15 protein-coding genes are annotated in these 18,696 nt (G+C 70.0%); 8 read left to right on the plus strand and 7 right to left on the minus strand.

Features of this window, described 5'->3' with window-relative positions:
• Positions 1–107: 107 nt before the first annotated feature.
• Positions 108–992, minus strand: coding sequence for an NAD(P)-binding domain-containing protein (locus OV090_RS10925; protein WP_267703530.1), 885 nt, complete (start codon positions 990–992; stop codon positions 108–110).
• On the opposite strand from OV090_RS10925, the gene OV090_RS10930 reads away from it, so the two are divergent.
• On the plus strand, positions 991–1,239 hold the full coding sequence (locus OV090_RS10930; RefSeq protein ID WP_267703531.1) for a hypothetical protein: 249 nt from the start codon (positions 991–993) through the stop codon (positions 1,237–1,239). The genes OV090_RS10925 and OV090_RS10930 overlap by 2 nt on opposite strands.
• A 340-nt stretch (positions 1,240–1,579) precedes the next feature.
• Here the strand turns inward: OV090_RS10930 and OV090_RS10935 are convergent, their stop codons facing one another.
• Positions 1,580–2,686 carry a YkgJ family cysteine cluster protein gene (locus OV090_RS10935; protein ID WP_267703532.1) on the minus strand — a complete coding sequence of 369 codons (1,107 nt, stop codon included), beginning with the start codon at positions 2,684–2,686 and terminating at the stop codon, positions 1,580–1,582.
• A gap of 51 nt (positions 2,687–2,737) precedes the next feature.
• Here OV090_RS10935 and OV090_RS10940 point away from each other — a divergent pair, with 51 nt between their 5' ends.
• On the plus strand, positions 2,738–3,265 hold the full coding sequence (locus OV090_RS10940) for a sulfotransferase family 2 domain-containing protein (RefSeq protein ID WP_267703533.1): 528 nt from the start codon (positions 2,738–2,740) through the stop codon (positions 3,263–3,265).
• A 101-nt stretch (positions 3,266–3,366) separates the two neighbouring features.
• Here the strand turns inward: OV090_RS10940 and OV090_RS10945 are convergent, their stop codons facing one another.
• Entirely contained in the window at positions 3,367–5,049 is a 1,683-nt protein-coding gene (locus OV090_RS10945; RefSeq protein WP_267703534.1) for a 5'-nucleotidase C-terminal domain-containing protein, read from the minus strand.
• 96 nt (positions 5,050–5,145) lie between these two features.
• On the minus strand, positions 5,146–5,583 hold the full coding sequence (locus OV090_RS10950; protein ID WP_267703535.1) for a hypothetical protein: 438 nt from the start codon (positions 5,581–5,583) through the stop codon (positions 5,146–5,148).
• Positions 5,584–6,178: 595 nt separating this feature from the next.
• Here OV090_RS10950 and OV090_RS10955 point away from each other — a divergent pair.
• Positions 6,179–7,048, plus strand: coding sequence for a hypothetical protein (locus OV090_RS10955; protein WP_267703536.1), 870 nt, complete (start codon positions 6,179–6,181; stop codon positions 7,046–7,048).
• Between the two features lie 62 nt (positions 7,049–7,110).
• Here the strand turns inward: OV090_RS10955 and OV090_RS10960 are convergent, their stop codons facing one another.
• Positions 7,111–10,032: a serine/threonine-protein kinase gene (locus tag OV090_RS10960; protein WP_267703537.1), complete on the minus strand. Its 2,922-nt coding sequence runs from the start codon at positions 10,030–10,032 to the stop codon at positions 7,111–7,113.
• Positions 10,033–10,261: 229 nt separating this feature from the next.
• Here OV090_RS10960 and OV090_RS10965 point away from each other — a divergent pair, with 229 nt between their 5' ends.
• From OV090_RS10965 to OV090_RS10985, 5 genes are all read left to right on the plus strand, one after another.
• Positions 10,262–11,113 carry a sigma factor-like helix-turn-helix DNA-binding protein gene (locus OV090_RS10965; RefSeq protein WP_267703538.1) on the plus strand — a complete coding sequence of 284 codons (852 nt, stop codon included), beginning with the start codon at positions 10,262–10,264 and terminating at the stop codon, positions 11,111–11,113.
• 133 nt (positions 11,114–11,246) lie between these two features.
• Entirely contained in the window at positions 11,247–12,743 is a 1,497-nt protein-coding gene (locus OV090_RS10970) for a hypothetical protein (RefSeq protein WP_267703539.1), read from the plus strand.
• 869 nt (positions 12,744–13,612) lie between these two features.
• Complete coding sequence (locus tag OV090_RS10975; protein WP_267703540.1) at positions 13,613–14,236, plus strand: hypothetical protein; 624 nt, start codon at positions 13,613–13,615, stop codon at positions 14,234–14,236.
• Positions 14,237–14,587: 351 nt separating this feature from the next.
• Positions 14,588–15,223, plus strand: a complete 636-nt coding sequence (locus OV090_RS10980) for a hypothetical protein (RefSeq protein ID WP_267703541.1) — start codon at positions 14,588–14,590, stop codon at positions 15,221–15,223.
• Between the two features lie 25 nt (positions 15,224–15,248).
• Positions 15,249–15,644 (plus strand): hypothetical protein, encoded by a 396-nt coding sequence (locus tag OV090_RS10985; RefSeq protein ID WP_267703542.1) that lies wholly within the window; start codon positions 15,249–15,251, stop codon positions 15,642–15,644.
• A 61-nt stretch (positions 15,645–15,705) separates the two neighbouring features.
• Here the strand turns inward: OV090_RS10985 and OV090_RS10990 are convergent, their stop codons facing one another.
• Both OV090_RS10990 and OV090_RS10995 read right to left on the minus strand, forming a co-directional pair.
• Entirely contained in the window at positions 15,706–17,478 is a 1,773-nt protein-coding gene (locus OV090_RS10990) for a ThiF family adenylyltransferase (protein WP_267703543.1), read from the minus strand.
• On the minus strand, positions 17,475–18,461 hold the full coding sequence (locus tag OV090_RS10995) for a cyclic GMP-AMP synthase DncV-like nucleotidyltransferase (protein WP_267703544.1): 987 nt from the start codon (positions 18,459–18,461) through the stop codon (positions 17,475–17,477). Before OV090_RS10995 ends, OV090_RS10990 begins: the two co-directional genes overlap by 4 nt.
• Between the last annotated feature and the right edge of the window lie 235 nt (positions 18,462–18,696).

Consider the following 18,696-nt stretch of genomic DNA (forward strand, 5'->3'; position numbering starts at 1 on the left):
CCGCGGCCCACAAACGCGGGAGGAGCCGCGTGCCGGGTCGGTCTCGCCGAGCGCATGCGCCAGCCACTGCGGGCGGGCGCGACGGCCTGGGCTCGCTCCCTCGCAGGTCAGCTCCGGGTCGAGCCCCGGAGCGCGTTGAACACGGCGGCAATTTCATCGCTGCCGTGACCGAGCTGCAACGCCCGATCGAAGTAGGTCAGGGCCAGCTCCGGGAGCCTCCCGTCGACGTTGTTCTCCCGGTTGAGGCGCACGATGTGCCGAATGGCGTTCGCGTGAATGTCCAGAGTGCAATCGGTCCCCTTGAAATTGCCGGTGGACAGCATCTTCTTGCACATGTCGGCGGTGATCGAGATGAGCGGCATGATCGCCTGGAACTTCTCGAAGTAAGCGTCGAGGGGAAACTCCTCCGACGCGCAGATCGCCGCCCCCTGCAGGACCGCCAGGGTGGCGCCGTAATAGCTCCCCAGCAGGGCGCAGTCGAGCGCCGCCGCGGCCCCGATCGGCTCGCCGACGTGGGAGGTGGCCCCGCCGAGGACGCGCAGCGTCGGCTGGTGGCGCTCGTACAGGTCCCTGGGGCCGGAGTAGAACACCGCCGTCTGCTCACCGCCGATGTAGCTGGGGTAAGCCAGGATGCAACCGTCCAGGTAGTCGATCCCGAGGCTCGAAGCCCACGCCGCCCCGCTGCGGGCGTCGCTGGGCGTGCCGCTCGTCAGCTGTACCAGCGTCCGACCCTTCGCGGCCGCGGCCACGAGGGGCGTACGGAGGACCTGGTCGCTCGCCTCGTAATCCGACAGCGAAATGATCGTCAGGTCGCTCGCGCCGCACGCCTGCTCGGGCGTCGCGGCCACGGTCGCCTGGCCCTGAAACGGCTCCGCTTTGCCGGGGCTGCGGTTCCATACGGTGACTCGATGACCGGCGTCGATGTAGGCGCGCGCCAGCGCGGCGCCCATTTGACCCAAGCCGACGATGGAGACGGTCGCTTTGTGCGTCATGCGTTATTCTCTCTCTTCCTTCGGTGCCATGCGGGTATGCGAGCGCGTGCGCGCAGTGACCTCATTTGTTGCTCTGCTGCGAATCCTCGGCTCGCGGTTCGAGGTCGCCGTCGTCGTGCTGCCCGGGCTGTTCGACGTGGGTGCGATGGCGGTGACGGCCGTCGACGAAGACGCCGGCGGATGGTCGGTGCCGCAGTCGAGAGCGGCGAGGACAGCGACGAGACGAAGCGCCACCCGCGAAGGGTAGCGCGGCGCTCGAGCGGTTCGAAGGGGGAATTTCGTCGAGGTGTCGAGTACAAAAACGCCTGGAGGTCCACGGAGCAGGGCCAGCGCGCGAACCACGATGCTCGACCTCGAACAGTTTTAAAGGGCTCGGGCGGCAGGTATCCTGAACCAGGACACGGCGAGACGAACAGCTCCAGCGAGCCGCTGATCGTCGGATGTAGCCGAAGGCGCCCACCTGCACGATGCACTTGAACGCTTCGACCGGTCCGGCTCCCCCGCGATGATGCACCCGTCACGCACTGGCTCGCCGCCTGGCGTCGTGCCAGTGCCAGCCTCGACACGTGGCCCACGGGCTCTCAGCGTCACCGGATCGGCTCGCCCTCGCCTGCGTCCGTGAAGCGCAGATAGGAGAACAGCTCTGCGAGGTTGCGCAGCACTCGCGAGCGGGTCAGGCGCGAAGAGCTCGCCGCGCTCACGATCTGCGCGAGCGTCGCGGACTGCGTGGGACCGTGAATCTGCTCCACCACCGCCAGCAGCTCGTGTTCGATCGCGGCAGGCGGAGCGAGCACCGCGGCGTGCAGCGGCGACGAGCCGAAAGCTGGCACTCGATCGAGCTGAGCCAGCAGCGAGAGCAAGAGCAAGCTGCCCTTGAGCGCGTGGCTCACGGTGGAGGTCGTGACCGCCGAGCCCGCGGTGGCGGCGACCACCTCCAAATACAGCGCGAGCGCGAGCACCATCCGATGCGCGAGCTGCCACAGCTCCGCGCTGCCGAGCGAGGGCGTCAGACGCGACGCGAGGGCGAGCCGCACCCGCGGCGCGAGCGCCAGCAGCAAGCGCTCGCAGGCGATGTGATCGACCGCGAGTTCGTCCTCGCACGATAGCAGGGTCGCCATCGCCCGCAGCCGCACCCGCGCTTCTTGCCGGCCGCGCTCGAGCTCGGCGCTGGGTGGGCGTGCGGCCGGCCAGCCGTGCTGCGCGTTCCAGGCGTCGATCGCACAGTACTCGAACAGCCCGAGCTGCGGTTCCGCCTGCACCAGGTCGCGCAGCCACGCCTCGTAGTCGAGCCGCGCCGGATCGAGCCGCGGCACGCCCGCCTCGTCGGTGGCTGGCGGCTCGGCCAGCGCGAGCACGGTCTCGAGCTCGGCGTGCAGGTCGTCACGCAGCTCTGCGTGACGCAGGACGAAGTCCTCGGAGCCAGCGTGGAACGGACGGATCGGACACAGCTCGTGCAGATCGACCGCCAGCCGCTCACCCACGCGGATGAAGCGTACGGCCGGGAACAACCGACAGAATAACGGCTTGCGCTGCCGCCCATACTGGGTGTGTATCTTGCACTGACCGCTGTCGCCGAGGAAGAAGCAGTCGTGATTGACCACCGCCAGCAGCCGGTCCTGGGCCGAGCGCGCGGCGTTGAGCGTGAACAACGCGAGCGAAGGATAGCGCTCGCTCAGAAAGGTGTGCTCGGCCACGGTCGGAAAGAACCCCGCGCCTTTACAACAGCGAAAGCCGCACTCGCGACAATGATAGCCGAAGGCTCCGTCCGCGAACGGAAAGTAGAGCTCGCGACGGCGGCCTTCTACAGCGAAAATTTCCCCGACAGGTTTCGGACGTATTACAAGTTCGCATTCGTCCGCAATCCATGGGACTGGTTGGTGTCCAGGTACTTCTGGAGCAGAGATCATCAGCGTCTGTTCGACTATGAATTCCCCGAGATGCTACGACGGCTGAAGAACGGGGTCAGGCTGTCATCCTCGGCGCTGTGGCTGGAGGACGCGTTGTCGCCGCAGGTGACACGCCTGAGCATCGGGGGGACGATCGCCGTCGATTTCATCGGCCGTTTCGAGGCGCTTCAGAGCGATTTCGCCAGGATCTGTTCCCATCTTCGGATCGGGACCAAGCAGTTGCCGCACGTCTTCAAGACTGACCACAAATTCTACGTCGACTACTACGACGATGACACGAGGGCGATCGTCGAAGAGCTATACGCGGCCGACATCGCAGCGTTCGGGTACCAATTCGGCGCCGGGGCGCGTAGAGATGCGGGATGATCGAGCGTAGGCTCGAGGGACCGGGCGAGGGCCCGGCCCCGACGAATTCGCCGACCCGGCGCGTGCGATGGACCCGCAGAGCTTGGAGCCCGCCGCGCCGCTCACGGTCCGACGGCGAGGCACGGGCCGGGCCGCGTCAGATTGCAGATCCGTCCGTCCACGGTCGGCGCGACGCCCTGGGCGCCGGCCGCTTGCAGGCGCTCGATCGTCCGCTGTTTGAGGTCGACCTCCGGCATCTTCTTGAGCATCTTCTCGGTCAGCATCGTGTAACCGTCCTGCCCGCGTGCCGGGTTGACGAGGAAGCTCTCGGTGACCGCGAGGAAGCGGTCCTTCGGCTTCACTGCCACCCAGCCCTTGGCGGTACGGCGGCTGAGGCCGGTGACCGCGCCGGTCGCCGGATCGAAGCGGAATGCGAAGCCGGCGATCTGCAGGAAGTGGCCCTGGCCGGTCCAATCGGAGACCGAGCGCTCGGCGACCTTCTGCAGGGTCGCGCCGTCGATCTGGATCAGGCGCAGCGGGCTCGGGTACGCGAACAGCTCCTCGATCATCTGCCGCGTCACCGGACCCGCCGCGAGGTTGCGGTTCAGGCGGAACGACCCGGAGTTGTAGAACGCGACCTCGGCCCCGTAGGGCTTCGCGGACTCGAGCATCCAGTCGACGATCAGGTTGCCGAGGTTGGTCTCGAACCGGCGAATCTCCAGCTCCTCGCCGACCAGCGTCACGCCCGTGCGCCCGATCTCGCCCGCGAGGCAGGCGGGCTGCTCCTTCGCCTTCGCGCAGAACTCGGCCTCGTGCTTCTTGCGCCAGCCGTCGACCACCGCCTGCAGCGCCGGGTCCGGCGCCGGGCTGGTCCCCTTCAGCGGCACGTACTCCCACTCGATCTGGGGCTTGCCGTCGACCTTGCGCAGGCGCACCACCGCGGCGGTCGCGGCGTCGGCGTCAGCCTTCACCACCGCCGCCGTCCCGACCCGCGCGTCCTGGTGATTGTGCTCGTGTCCGCCGAGGATCAGGTCCGGGCCCTCGGCGCCCAGGGCGGTCAGCAGCGCCTGGTCCGCGGGCATGTCCAGATGCGTCAGCGCAACCACGAAGTCGGCGCCCTCCGCCCGCAGCGCCGCCGTCTCGGCCTTCGCCACCGCCACCCGTTCGCGGTGGGCCGCGATGTACTCCGCCTGGACCGAATCGAGCGTCAGCCCGAATAGCCCCACCTTGTAGCCGCCGCTCTCGACCAGCCGCCGGGGCACGAGGTTGGCCGCCGCCACGACCGGCTCGCCGCCTTCGCCCTTGGCGAACTCGACGCTGGCCGACAGCCACGTGAACCCCGACGCCTCGACGCGGCCGTCGAGCGCGCGGCCGTCGTCCATGCCGCGCTTGTCGAACTCGTGGTTGCCCGGCACCACGAACATCCGCGGGTCGAACGCCTTGCCGTCGCCGTCCAGGTGGTTGAGCACGTCGACCATCTGGTCGCCGCCGTACAGCCGGCTCATGAACGACGGCTGCAAGAAGTCTCCGCCGTGCGTGAGCAGCAGCGTCGGGTGCTCCTGCTCGAGCTGCGTTCGCAGCCCCCGGACCCGGGCCATCCCACCCTCGCCTGCCTCGGGATTCCCCTCGATGCGGTAGGTGTCGTTGATGTGCAGGAGCACCGCCTCCTTCGGCGCGGGCGCGGCGGCTGGCGAAGTCGCCGGGTCGCCCGCCGACGGTGGGGTCGTGGGCCTCGCGGGTTGCTGACACGCGAGGATGCCGAAGAGGGGGAGGAGCAAGTTGCGCAGTGGGAGGTGGCGTCTCACGGCGCACGATGGTACCCGTCCGGATGCACAAACACATCCAGGCACGACGACGGATGCCAAGGGCGCCGGCGACGCTCGGCTCGCCGTTCCGCTGCCTCACGCGCCTTCTCTTCCTGGCGGCGCCTTTCGTTTCCGCCGCCGGGAGATGGAGTCCTCGGAAGGATGGATCAGCTCTCCGGTCTCCGGTGAAATCTGCACCTCTTTCTGAGCGGACCGCTTCGGGCGCAAGCAGATCCTGAGCGACGACTGGCTCGTCGCAGGCACCGGCTGGCGACCGTCGTCGTCGGCGGCCCCGTATCGACGCTGTTCCAGGCGCTGCTCGTCCTGCAGTTCGCGGCCCGGCCGGTGCGGTCCGGTCACCGCGGCCCGCCGCCGCCGCGCTGGAGAGTGACTGTGAGCCTTGCGGTGGCGGTCCCGCTCGATCTCACGCGGCTCGAGCGCGGCCAATTGCGGAGCCGGACGGAGCGTGTCTGTGTCGTTCGGGACATGGGCGAGCCGCTCTGCAGCGACCTCATCACATGTCCCTTCGGACATCTTGGTTTGGCGGGGAGCGGCGGTCCCTGCTACCGGAGTTCGTCAAGCTGGAGCTCGAAGCGTTCGCGGAGTGCGGCGCCTTCGAGAATGGCTTCGTGCGGACGGCGTGCCGCCAGCGACGCCAACACCAGAGCGGCTGACGGCCGTGCATCCGGGCGCAGCGGATGCACGGCCGCATCGTGACCGACACGAGCTATTGCGCCCTCTGGCCGGTCTTCATCATCGAGGAACTCGAATGTGTTCCACGGCTGCGCGGCCGTGAGGTGAACGAGACCACGGCCGCCCCTGCTCGGCCGTGATAGCGAAGGGTGCAGGAGCCCCCGGACTCGGCCGTCGCCCAGCACTTCAGGCCGGACGAGAAATTGATATGGTGCCTTCCATGAATCGACAATCCATTGGCTCGCTCCTCCTCGCTGGCCTTCTCGCCGCGTGCAGTTCGCCGCCGGGGGCGAACTCCACGCACGCGGAGGTCGAAACCGACCCTTCGATGACCGATGCGAGCACGGTGTCCGCTGCGAGCACGATCACCGGTGCGAGTACGATCACCGATGCGAGCACGAGCACCGATACGGGCACGGCGACCGATACGGGCCCGATGACCGGCTGTTCTATGGAGGATCCGCTCGGAGACATCGCCAACGACGGCTTCGAGAGCTTTGCCGACGACACCGTAGCGATGGGCAGCCCGGGCGGCATCGAGTGGACGGACAACCACTACACCCGCGTCAGCACGGCACTCGCGCGGCGAGGCACGCGCTCGCTCCGATTCACCTATCCTGCGCAGCCGAATCCCCCGCCCTCCGATACGGTGATCGAGCAGCGTTTTGCGTTCAATCAGCACCTGACCGACTTTTGGTTCAAGTACGACATCTTCATCCCCGCGAACTATTTTCATCGCTCGACCGCGGGATCGAACGACTTCGGCGGAGGTGAGAAGGAGCTGGTGATGATGTCGGAGGGCTACTCGGCGCCTTCACCCACCGAGATCTACCCGACCATGATCCTCGGACGCCTGTTTCGTCGCGTCGATCAGGACGACCCAAACTGGGTGAACGAGGGGAGCTCGTGGCAGTACGGCTCGTTCGCGTACGCGGCCGCGGACGGCGAGCGCACCTGGTACTATCTACCCAGCGCGGGGATCGAGACTGGACCACGGTTCGTCGACATCAACGTCGACCCAGGCACCTGGGTGCGCCGCATCCTTCACGTCCGCATGCCGACCACGACGAACTCGAACGACGGCGAGGTCGAGTATTGGGCCACGCGGTGCGACGGGACGACGATCAAGGTCGTCGACGAGCACAATGGCACGTTCCACGGCGCTCTCCACCCCAATAGCGCCGGCGGAAACTACATCACCGCGGGCTACCTCCTGGGCTCGTCCAACAGCGGCTTCGACGAGGAGACGACGTTCTACATCGACGACGTCGTTGTCTCGTCGACCAACTTGTGGGGCGTCGAGTAGGCGCCTCGAGGGCGCGACTGCGGGCTGAGGACCCGCCCGCCCCGTCCCATCGGCCGTCGCGCCTATGGCGATTCCACGGGCACGTCCGTCGCCGGGCGCTCGACGAGCCAGCGCTCGATCTCCTCGCGCTCGGTCGTCCATTCGGGGCCACCGCGGGCCAGCACCTCGCGCGCCGCGACGGCGAGGTCCCGCGCCCGCCTCCGGTCGCCCTCGGCGGCCCACAGCGCCTGGGCCAGCGCCGCCCGGGTGGAGGCGACCTGGTATGGATGGACGTCGACCTCGGGGTAGCCCGCGAGCGCGCTGTCGAGCAGTGGCAGCGCCTCGCGCTCGCGTCCGAGAGCGATCAGCGTGCGGCCGACCGACGTGCGAACATAGCCGAGGATGGCGCCGCTTTCGGGTCGCAGCGCCTCGAACAGCGAGAGTGCCGCGCGCCCGAGCTCGAGCGCCTCCTGCGGGCGGCCCGTGCGGCGCAGGACCTCGCCGAGGTTGAGCTGACAGCGCGCGACGAACGGGTCTCGCTCGCCGCGGGTGCGGCGATGCATCGCCAGTGTCTCGCGCATCAGCGCGACGGCCTCCTCGGGGCGTCCCATTCCGAGGTACAGGCCGGCCCGATGCTCGGAGAAGTTCGCGACCTCGGGGTGCTCCTCGCCGAGGGCCTCCCGCAGGATCGCCAGCGCGCGGCTGTTGTGGACGAGCGCCTCCTCGTAGCGACCGAGTGCTCGCAGGACCTCGCCGAGGTCGAAGTGCAGGCGCCCGAGCTCGACGGGGCCGTGGCCGTGGCCGGCCGTGTGCGAGCTCAACGCGGCGCGCAGGTGTACCAGTGCCTCCTCGTCGCGGGCGAGCTCGTGCAGCGCCGCCGCGATGTTCAGGCGGGCGAGTCCGAGGTCCGGATGCTCGGGGCCGAGCTGTTCGCTTCGCAGCTCGAGCACGCGCTCGAGCTGCTCCGCCGCCGCCGTGAAGCGGCCCTCGTCGATGTAGGCGAGTCCGAGCCCCTCGAGCAGATCGATGTGCGGCTCGCGGCCGGCCTCGCGCATCTGCAGGGCAGCGCGCTCGTACCACGCACGCGCGGCCGCAGGATCGCCCGCGCGCCACGCGAGCATTCCGCGGTAGTACGTGACGCGCGAGGTGAGGTCGAGGTCGCCGCCGAGCCGCTCGATCGCCGCGTCCGCTTGCTCGGCGTACTCGCGCGCGCGCTCGAGGTCGCCGAGCCGCTGGGCGGCGTGAAACACGAGGAAGCTCCACGCCTCGGCCGCGACCCGATCGTGTCGGACCGCCTCGGCGTCGTTCGCCGCTCGCCGCACGATCTGGGCGCCGAGATGCGGATCGGCGCCCTCGGCCTCGAGGATCCCCTGGAGCAGCAGCGCCTCGGCCGCGACCGGTCGGTACGCGAGCGCCTCGGCCCGGCGCACCAGCGACCTGGCGCGGTCGCGAGCCTCGGCGAGCGCCCCGGCGGTCTGGAGCACCTCGACCTCGGCGAGGGCGGCGCGGATCGCCTCGACTTCGGTGCGGCTCGCCGCGTCCTCGGGCACGGGCAGGCGATCCTGGCCTGGCGCCGGGCGCAGGCAGGTGTCGGCCGCGCGCAGGGTGTCGATCACTCGCAGGGCGCGATCCGGATCGTCACCTGTCCCACGGGACAGCACCGTGGTCACCGCGGCCAGATCGTTCGCCCACGCATCGAGGCAGCGCGCCCCTGCGACCCCCGCAGCCGAGTCGCGGTCGACCTCGCACAGCTCGCCGTGGACCCGCTGCCACATTGCGATGTGCCCGTCGAGGGCCCCCTCGACCCGGCGCCACACGAATTGCACGCGCGCGCTGTCGTCCACGAGCAGCGCGGCCCGGACCGCGGCCCGCCGCTCGTCGCTCCAGGCGCTGGCCAGATGCAGCTCTGCCCCCGCGCAGACCCGGGCGTGCTCGTCGGTGCCGCCGCCGACGGCCGCCGCCGTCAGGGCGACGGCGGCCGCGAGAACACCCGTCCCGAGAGACAGATAGAGCGCGACCGGCCGCGGCGGCGACAGTTCCGCCAGCAGCGCGCTCATCGACGGGTGGCGCCGCGCGGGCACGGGCTCCAGGCCGCGCAGGACGGCGCGACGCAGCCACCCCGGCACCCGGGCGTCGCGGCCCGGAGGATGCGCCGGCGGATGCGCCGGCGGACGGCCGGCGAGCGGACGGGCGCCGTACAGCCCCTCGTGGAGCGCGACGCAGAAGCTGAACACGTCCGAGCGTTCGTCGGCCGCCTCGCCGCGCTGCTGCTCCGGGGCCATGTACGCGGGTGTACCGACCAGCGCTCCGGAGCGCGTCAACGCCGTGTCCGCGGCCGAGTCGACGGACCCGACCGTCTCTTCGTCGCCGGCGGCCTCGCGCGTCGGCGCCGAGACGACCGTCGGCGGCGGGCTCGCCTCGATGGGCCGCGCCAGCCCGAAGTCGGTCACCATCACGCGCCCGTTGCGATCGACGAGCACGTTGTCCGGCTTGAAATCGCGATGGACCAGCCCCGCCTGGTGTGCCGCCGCCAGCCCGCGTCCGGCTTGCACGAACACCGCGAGCACCTCGAACCAGCGCGGCCGGGTCTTCAGCCACGCCCGCAGCGTCTGGCCCTCGACCAGGTCCATCGCCATGTACACCTGGCCGCCGCACACGCCGATGTCGTGCACCGCGAGCACATTCGGGTGCGAGAGACGGGCCATGGCTTTCGACTCGCGGATCAATCGCCGCTCGAGGTCCGGGTCGAGCGTCGAGAGCTCGGGGCGGATCAACTTCAGCGCGACCTTGCGGTCGAGCCGCGGATCGAACGCCGCATACACCACACCCATGCCACCGCTGCCGATCCGCTCGAGCACCTGGTAAGGCCCCACGTCGGTGCCCGGGGCGAGCAGGGCGGGCGCTGGCAGCGCCGCATCGCCGCCCCGCGACGCCTCGCTCGACCGACCGACGAGCGCCGCCAAGAGCCCGCGGCAGGCCTCGCAGCGGTCGACGTGAGTGCGCATGTGCTCACGCTCGGCCTCGGTCCTGCCTCCGGCGAGCAGGTCGAGGACATCATTGTCGCTCAGACACGTCGTACCGGGCTCGCTTTTCGTTCGCATGACCGCGCCGCGGAGATGTATCAGTTTCGGCGCGCTCCTGGGGCACGTGGGGACGACGTCTCCCCACGCGCGCGTCCGCTGACTTGTGCGCGCCGCGGGATTTTGCGAGGTTTTGCGGACCGGCCGATCCCCGATGCGCCCCCTCTCTCCCTCCGCGGCCGTCCTGGCGGTCCTGCGCAACCGCTGGCACGAAGCGCAGGCGCCGTGGCCGAACGTCCGCATCGATCGCGAGGCGTTCATCGCCCACTGTCAGGGCCTCCTGCCGGACGACCCCGAGGCCGCGGTCCAGGCCGTCGCCGGCCTTCACGTCAGCGACCTCTATCTGGCGTACGCGTGCGCGGTCGCGGCCGACCCGCTCGCCGTCCGGCTCTTCGAGGACAAGATCCTCGCCGAGGGAGCGGACGTGCTGAAGTCGCTCGACTCCGACCCGACCTTCGGCGACGAGGTGTGCCAGACCGTCCGCCAGCGGCTACTCGTCGGCACGGAGAGCGGAGGCCCGCGCCTGCTCGAGTACGCCGGCCGCGGACCCCTCGCGGCGTGGGTCCGGATCAGCCTCGTCCGCACCGGCCTCTCCCTGCGCCGCCAGCAGAACCGCGAGCAGCGGCGCCTGAGCGACCTCCAGGACAGCGCGCTGGCCACCGCCGGCGACCCCGAGCTCGACTACCTGCGCAGCCGCTACCGGGTCGAGTTCGAGCAGGCCTTCCGCGACGCCTGCGCTCGCCTCCCCGAGCGCGAGCGCGCGGTCTTGCGGCTCGCCGTGATCGACGGCCTGAGCGTCGACCGGATCGGGCTGGTGTACGGCATGCACCGGGCCACTGCTGCGCGCTGGCTGATCCGCGCCCGCACGCTGCTGTTCGAGGAGACGCGGCGCCTTTTGACCGCCGCTCTGGGCCTCTCGCCCTCCGAATTCGGCAGCCTCGCCCGGCTCGTCCATAGCCAGCTCGACGTCCAGATCTCGGTCTTGCTCCGCGACCCGCAGGCGTGAGGAGCCGCGCGTCGGCGAATCGCCTCTCTTCGTGCGACCGAGGCCCGGAGTCGGCGTGTCGGCGAGCCGGTGCGACCGAGGTCGGGACGCGGCGTCATTCGCGGTGAACCGAGCGCGACGCTCGAGGTTTGCCATGCGAAGCTCAGTCCCCATCTTTCTGTCCACATTGCTCGCCGTCAGCCTCGGCGAGCCGGCGCCTGCGCGAGCGACCGCTCCCGAGCCTGCGATCGACGCGCGCGCCGAGCCCGCCGAGCCCGCCGAGCCTGCCTTTGCGGCCGATCCCGCCGCGGTCGATCCAGCGGCCCTCGTCGCCGAGGCCGCCGTCGCGGAGCCGGCCGTCGCCGGGGAGGAAGACCCCGCCGTCTACGCCGCGCGCCTGCGATCCCAGATCTCGGTGATCCGCGGCCCCCTGCTCGACAGGCTCGCCGACAAGATCATGGACAAGCAGTCGCAGAAGATGGACCAGATCTCGGGCGTCCTGTCGCGGATCGCCCTCTGCGGCCTGTTGCTGCTGCTGCTCCCCCTCGTATCGATCCGCCGCTACCCGGGCAAGTTCGGCGTGCTGTTCCGCTACAGCGCGCTGGCGGCGGTGACCTTCGTGATCGCCGTCAATCTGTTCAGCGGCGCGCTGATGCTGCTCCGCGGGATCCAGGCGGGCCTCGGCTCCGTGTCGAACCCGCAGGTCCAGATGGTCGAGGCGACGCTCGCTCTGCTGGACGAGAAGGCCGAGGAGATGGCGCCGATGGGGCCTCTCATCATCGAGCCGACGCTCGCGCAGCTCAGCCTCGAGTCCGAAGAGCCGCTGCCGGTGATCATGCTCGAGAACGTGCAGAAATTCCGCGACGATATGCAGGTGTTCAGCACGGTCGCCAGCTTCTTCAAGAGCGTCAGCTGGGTGCTCGCATACATCCCGGTGGTGCTGACCCTGCTCACCGGCGCGCTGTTCTTCCTGGCGATAAGGCCCACGCTGCTCGAGATCGTGCGGCTGCCCGGGCGCGCCGCCCGTGGCGAGGCCGGAGTCGGGCGTACCGTCATCAAGAAGACGCTGCAGCGGATCAGCCGCGAGTTCCTGGCGACGCTGGGCGTGATCGTCGTGTTGATCGCGCTGACGCTGCTCGCGTCGGTGCTGACGACCTACATGCTGCAGCCCGCGCTCGAGACGTTCATCGCCTACCTCTCGCTCGCATTCATCTATGTCCAGGTCGAGCCGAACGCGTCGTCCTCCGCGGTGCTGGCGAGCCTGGTCGGCGTCACCCTGTTCCTCGTGTTCAACCTCGTCGCCGTGGTCGCCGCGAGCGCGCTCTACCTCGGCAAGTCGCAGAAGATCTTCCAGCGCCGCTTCCACGACAAGGTCCCGCTGGCCGCGCACCGCCGGTTCTGGCGCTGGGGCACGATCGGCCTGCTCTGGGTGCAGCTGTTCCCGATCGCCTACATCTTCGCCGCCAAGCCGCTGGTCGAATTGCTGATCGACAAGACCCTGGACCCGGCCGCGCCGGACTGGGGTTTCGTGCTGGTGTCGGGCCCGGCGGTCCTGCTCGTCCTGTTCGTGATCACGTTCTGGCTCGCGCGCGGCGTGGGAGCGCTCCGTTTCCTCGCCCGTTACCGCCCGCAAGACGTCCACGCGAGCTGACCGCAGTCGGGGAGCAGGCACCGAGGTGCACCTCGAGTCGACGGCCATCGTCGACTCGAGCTGGACACGAGGGACGAGCGCAGGGCCCGGATGACGACGGCCGAGAGCGACACCGTGCTCGTCGTGGGCTTCGAGCAGCACGCGCTGGTGAGCGAGGCGAAGCACGCCCCGTCCCTCGGAGAGGCCTCGTCTGCGGGACGCTGGCCATGGGCGAGCCGGTGGACACCGATTCAAAGGTGCTGCTGCGCCGCGTGATCACGTCGGACGGCTGACGTCAGCTGGTGGTACTTTGATGAGAGAGCGGTGACGGCCGGTCATCCTCGAACCTCCGAGGCGCCATTCGCCGAGCGCGTACCAGTTCACGGCGCCGCGGTGTGGTCCGGTGGCAACGTCGAGCCAGCGATGAACCCGCGAGATCGAAGGCCCGGCACGGCTCCTCCGCCGCGCGCTTTACGACGGCTACTTCTGGTTCGTCCAGCTCATCCCCCCTGCAGCAAGCGCAGCGCGGGCGTGAGCGACGCGAGGCGTGAGAATCCGCCATCGGCGACACATGCGACGGGGACGCGGCGACGGCGTGTCACCGATGCGGCGGCGACCGCTGCGACCACGACGAGGGGTCGGCGTCATTGTGGTGAAGCGACTCGCGTATGTCTGTCATCTCCGCAACCGCCCTTTCTCTCGTCCTCGCTCTCACGCAGGCGCCTCCCGTGGCCGACGCTCCGCTCGCATCGAGCGGCGCGGCCGACGACGCCGCGCCCGCACCCACGAACAAGACCGAAGGCCCCGAGCCGGCCCCCGAAGTGACGGCGTCGGCGTCGGCGTCTGCAAAGGACAGGCCCTCGCCGCCGCGTCGCCGCGGAATCGGTCTGATGGCCACCGCCGGGGTTTTCGGCGCGCTCGGACTCGGCGCCAACATGGGACGGATCATCACCGTCAAGCGCGGCTGCAGCGACGTGGGCGGAGATCCGGCCGACTGCCTCGGCGACGCGGTCAGCCTCGCGGCGCTCGGCCCGGTCGCCCTCATCTCCAACCTGTTCGCGTTCGGCTTCGCCGGCGGAGCGGGTGGTACCCACGGTCGTCATGCCGCGTATCAGACCGCCTACGCCGGCGGGCGCGAGCGGCTCGGCCGACTCCACGCCGGTCTCGGCGCCGGTCTCATGACGCTCGGGATCCTCGGCTACATCGGCGTACGGGTCGGCTCGCTCGTCGACGTCTTCGGCGCCTCTTCGTGCGACCGCAAGTATCCGTACGACGAGGCCTCCGGCATGTCCGACCCCGACTACGGGCAGTGCGTGCGCGGGCGGTGGGCCGGGTACCTGAGCGGCATCATGCTCACTCAGGCGACCGGGATCGTCGGCGTCGGGTTGCTCGCCCACGGCGCGAGTTACAACCGCAAGCTGCGTCGCTACCGCCGGGCCATCGGCGAGCACACTCGTCTGACCCCGAGCTTCAGCCCGACGTTCGCGGGCGTGTCGCTCGTCGGCCGATTCTGACTCCAACCTGTCGAACGCCGGGCGCGACGGCTCGGCCGCCGTCCGTTGTTTACGGCGACAGGACCGCGACGATCGACTATCTGCGGCCGGCGGAGCCGGGCACCGAGGTGCGACGCGCGGTGAACGACGGACACGAGCAGGGCGGTCGGCCCGGCGTCCACGAGCGCGAGGCGGCTGTCGACTGCGACGCCACACATCGCGGCGGAGTGGCCTGACAGGCCACTGTCCGTCGGCGAACGCGGCCAAGGGTCCGCGTATTGCCGAGCGGCGTCGTTGGTACGCGTTGTGCAATACAGGTGGCGTCGCGGTTGACGCCGCGGCGTTCATCTCACCTGGAAAGACAGATCGCTCATGTTCAATGCCAATGTTCGTAGTTTCGTCGCGCTGACCACCCTGCTCGCCGGACTGCTCGCCGTGCCCGGCTGTGACGCGGGAGATCCGGCCGCCGCGAGCCTCGCCGCTTACACCCCCAACTATGAGGGTGCCGAGGATCCGGTCGCCGGCATGTCGCTGAAGCTCGCCGGTTCGGCCGCGATCGAGCTCGCCGACGGCGAGGTCGTCGAGCTCGCGCTCAGCGACGAGCAGCGCGCCACCCTCGAGTGCGACGGCGACGCGCGCGTCTCCCAGATCCTCATCGATCCGCTGCAGCTCGGGGACCGCGGCTTCGTGGCACCGGTGCTCGAGGCGACCTGTGACGGCGAGAGCCCGACGGCGCACGTCAACCTGCGCGAGGCCGGCGAGTCGTGCGATGGCGAGGACTGCATCGCTTTCATCCCGGCGCTCGGCGGCGCCGACCTGCCCTTGAGCGCGCCAGAGGGCCTGCCCGCGTCGCTTTGCCTGCCGGCGGGCACCCAGGCCTGCATCGGCTGCGGCCTCGGTCGGGTGCGCACGAGGATCCTGACGTCGAGCACGTTCGATCCGTCGACGGGTAACTGCTCCTACGGGTACACGTACGGCACGTGCGACTACGACATGTGCACGATGTGAGCACGGGGGTCGCGGGCCGGGGCTCGTGCTCGCGGCAGGCCTGTGGCTGCGGGCGAGCTCCCGCGGCCACGCCCCCGACGGCGAACCGTGCGAGGACGGCCTGGGTAGCGCCGGCCTGTGCATGCCCGCCGACGACACCACCACCGGCGGCGAGAGCACCACCGAGAATGACAGCACCACCGGCGAGGACAGCGACGCCGGGAATGGCGATACCACCGGCGAAGGCAGCACCGCCAGGAATGTCGACACCACGAGTGATGTCGGCGCCAGGGACGGGAATCCGGGCACCCCCGCCGACACGAGCGGCGCCAGATCCAGCGACGCCCTCGCGGACGGCGACTCCGGCTGCAACCTCACTGGCGATCCCGCTCTCGGCCTGCTCGCCTTGCCGTGGTGGCTCGCCCGCCGTCGCCGGCGCTGACCTCGGATCTCAGCCCAGCGGCCCCGAACGGCGCGGCCCGACCACGAAGGTCACAGGGGGTTCAGCCAGGCGCTGCCGCTCTACGGGCCATGAACGGCGGGGCGCACACGGGACAGTGCGGCTGCGAGAAGACTTCACCGGCGTGCTCGAGCCGCTCGACGGGCTCCTCGAAGCGCGGCGAGGTCCGGTAGCCGGCCGTGCGGAACGCGGCGGGGTCGCCCTTCCACGAGCGCAGCAAGGCGCCCCGGTGCTCGCCGGTCATCGCTTGCAAGGCCAGGCGCACCGCCAGCTCGGCGGTGCGCACGGCGTCGAGCGAGCCGAACGGCGTGAAGGCGTTGCCGCACGCGGCCAGCTCGCGCGTCACCGCCTGCCCAGGGGCCGCGAACGCAGCGCGATTGCACAGGGCCGGGGCGCGCTCCTCTTGTGCGGGGGTGAACAGGCAGTCGAGGCAGCCCGCCGGGCGCGGCTGCTTCGGTCCGTGCCCGGCGATCAGCGCCGCGTGGCCACCGAGCCCGAGCGGCTCGAGCCAGGTGTAGACGATCGGCGGCGCCTCGGCAGCGTCGAGCGCGGTCTCGTTGAGCCAGCGGTCGACGTTGGGATCGCCGGTGGCGGCGATGACGATGTCGAAGTCTGCGAGACGGATCGTGCCGGCCTCGATCGCCTGTTCGATGGCCGCGACGACCGGCTCGACCGTGAGCGCGGGATAGTGCGTTCTCAGCTCGAAAGTCAGCAGGTGGACCTTCGCGGGCGACTTGAGGAACGCGCGCAGGACGTCGCTCGCTAGCGGTTGACCGAGCACGTGGCGGTAGGCGTTCTCGGGGCGGAGCTCGTCGGGGTCCACGAGGGTGAGCGCTTGGACGCCGGCGCGCGCGAGCTCGCCGGCGACGTGACCCCCGACTGCGCCGCTGCCGATCAGCAGCGCCCTGGAGCGCCGCACCGCCGCGAGCCCACCGCCGCGGGCGACCAGGTAATCGAGGTCTTGTCGGAAGACGGTGATCGCCTGCGCTCCTGCGGTGCCCGGACGCCTCGTCAGCGGATGCTCGCCCTGGATGCCGAGGTACTCCACGCCGATCAGGCACTGCCCGCCGCGCGGCAACGGGACGCGGACGACGACGAAGCTGCTCGCGCGGGGCTTGCCGCGCAGTTGCGTGTGCAGCGACTTGCGCTGCGCGTCGGTCAGGTTCTGCTTGATGAAGCGGGTGATCTCCGTGGTTCCCCACTCCGACGGAGTCGAGTCGATCGGCCGCGTCACCTCGTGGAGCGGGACGTAGAGCACCTGCTCGGCGGGCAACCCGGGCAGCGCGCGGTTCGCCTGCGCGCGATTGTCGAACAGGTGCCACAACTTGGACATGCGGACGCCGCAGACCCACCGGATCTCCTCGCCTGGCGACACCATCGACAGCGCGAGGGCTTGGCCGGGCCAGTACAGCGCCAGCTCCTCGATGAACGCGGCCGAGTTGTCGCCGCGTAGCCCGCTGGCGACGAGCTCCAGCGCCATGCGCAGGGCGTCGGCGACGACCGCGACGGCGTCCCTGCGATCGAGCAGCACGCCGTCGTGCTCCGAGTAGCAGACGTACCCGTGCTTGTGGACGTGAGGCAGCCGCGAGTCGAGGTCGAGGACGTAGATCCGCGGCAGGACGTTTGGAAAGCGCCGCGGGATGCCGATCCGCACACGGAGCGCGCGGCCCTCGACGCGGGCTCGGCCCGTGAACGCGCCCGCGAGCCCATTCGCCCAGCTCTGAGCGAGGAGCTCGGGCCCGGCGGGCGCCGCGTCCTCGAGGATGCCCGCGGCGCACAGCTCGGCGAGCAATTCGGTCGGGATGGGTCGCTTCATGCCGCCGACCCCGAGGCGACGATCGCCGAACGCTTGCGCGTGGGTTTGCCTTCCGGGCCGGGGAAGTCGTCGCCGAACACGCGGCGCAGGGCGTCGCACGCCCCGTCGCGGTCCGGGCTCCCCAGCGCGGTCGTCAGCGCTCGCTCGAGGCGCTCGAGCTCCTCACGGAAGATCTCCATCTGGCGATCGGTCATGCGGTCGAACGGGTCGTTGCCGGGAGCGACCGGGAGCTTCGCTTTCAGCCGCCGCTCGGGATATTCACGCATGGCCTTCACCAGCGCCAGGAGCGCCGCCGCATCGTCGTAGTGAACCTGCCTGTCGACGGGATCCTGGCGACGCTCGACCCGAAACCACTTCAGCGCCGCGGCCGTGAGCGCGATGCCCCTGGGCGCCGCCTCTCCTTCGCTGGAGAAGCGCTCGTCCTTCCAGCGCTTCAGGACACGTACCACCCGACGGAATTGCACTTTGTCTTGATCCTTGAAGCGCCCGTCGATGAAGGCGCCGAGCGCCTGCGGATCCGAGGGCTGCCAGATCCTCATGTCCTGCCGATCGCCGGGCTTGCCGCACGCGAGATGGAGGCGATCATGCGCGTCGCGGGCGTACACCGCGAGGTCGACGTGATACAGTTGTTCGTCACCGCGCCGGTAGAACACGGTGACGCACGGGCGACGGAGCCGAACCGAGCTGCCGAGGTCTTCGAGACCCGCGAGCACTCGCTGCTTGAGGGCGACGGGGTCGGGCCATTCGTCGATCGTGGTGTTGAAACGTAGGGCGACGTCGATGTCGTAGTCGCCGCTCAGCGGGTGGACGCCCGTGCGCAGGTCGTAGCTGCCCTGATTGCAGGGGTCGAAGCTCGGGCCGTCGAGCCGCGCGCGGAGGTGCTCGAGGATGACATTACGTCGCTCGCGGAGGACGCCGGTGTGGTCCCAGTCGAGCTTGATCGTCTCGTCGAAGGTGGCCAGGTATCGATTGATGTTGGTCATATGCCGTGGTGGGGACAGTTGTGTGTCGGTCGCGCCGCCGATCGATCACCGCGGGAAGCCCGCGTCGTCGCGGGCCAAGATGGGTCGAGCTCGCGGCTCGACCGTAGTCCTGTCGCCGCGAAATTCGGCTCACGACTCTCCGGCCGGCCGGCGAGCCCGTCGCAGCCCTGGCTCGAGCAATTGTTGCACTAGAGAGCGCAACCGAGCGCCGAGCAGGCCAGAGCAACTGGACCAC

It is taken from the genome of Nannocystis sp. RBIL2 (genome assembly GCF_026626745.1).
In the GTDB taxonomy this organism is placed as follows: Bacteria; Myxococcota_A; Polyangia; order Nannocystales; family Nannocystaceae; genus Nannocystis.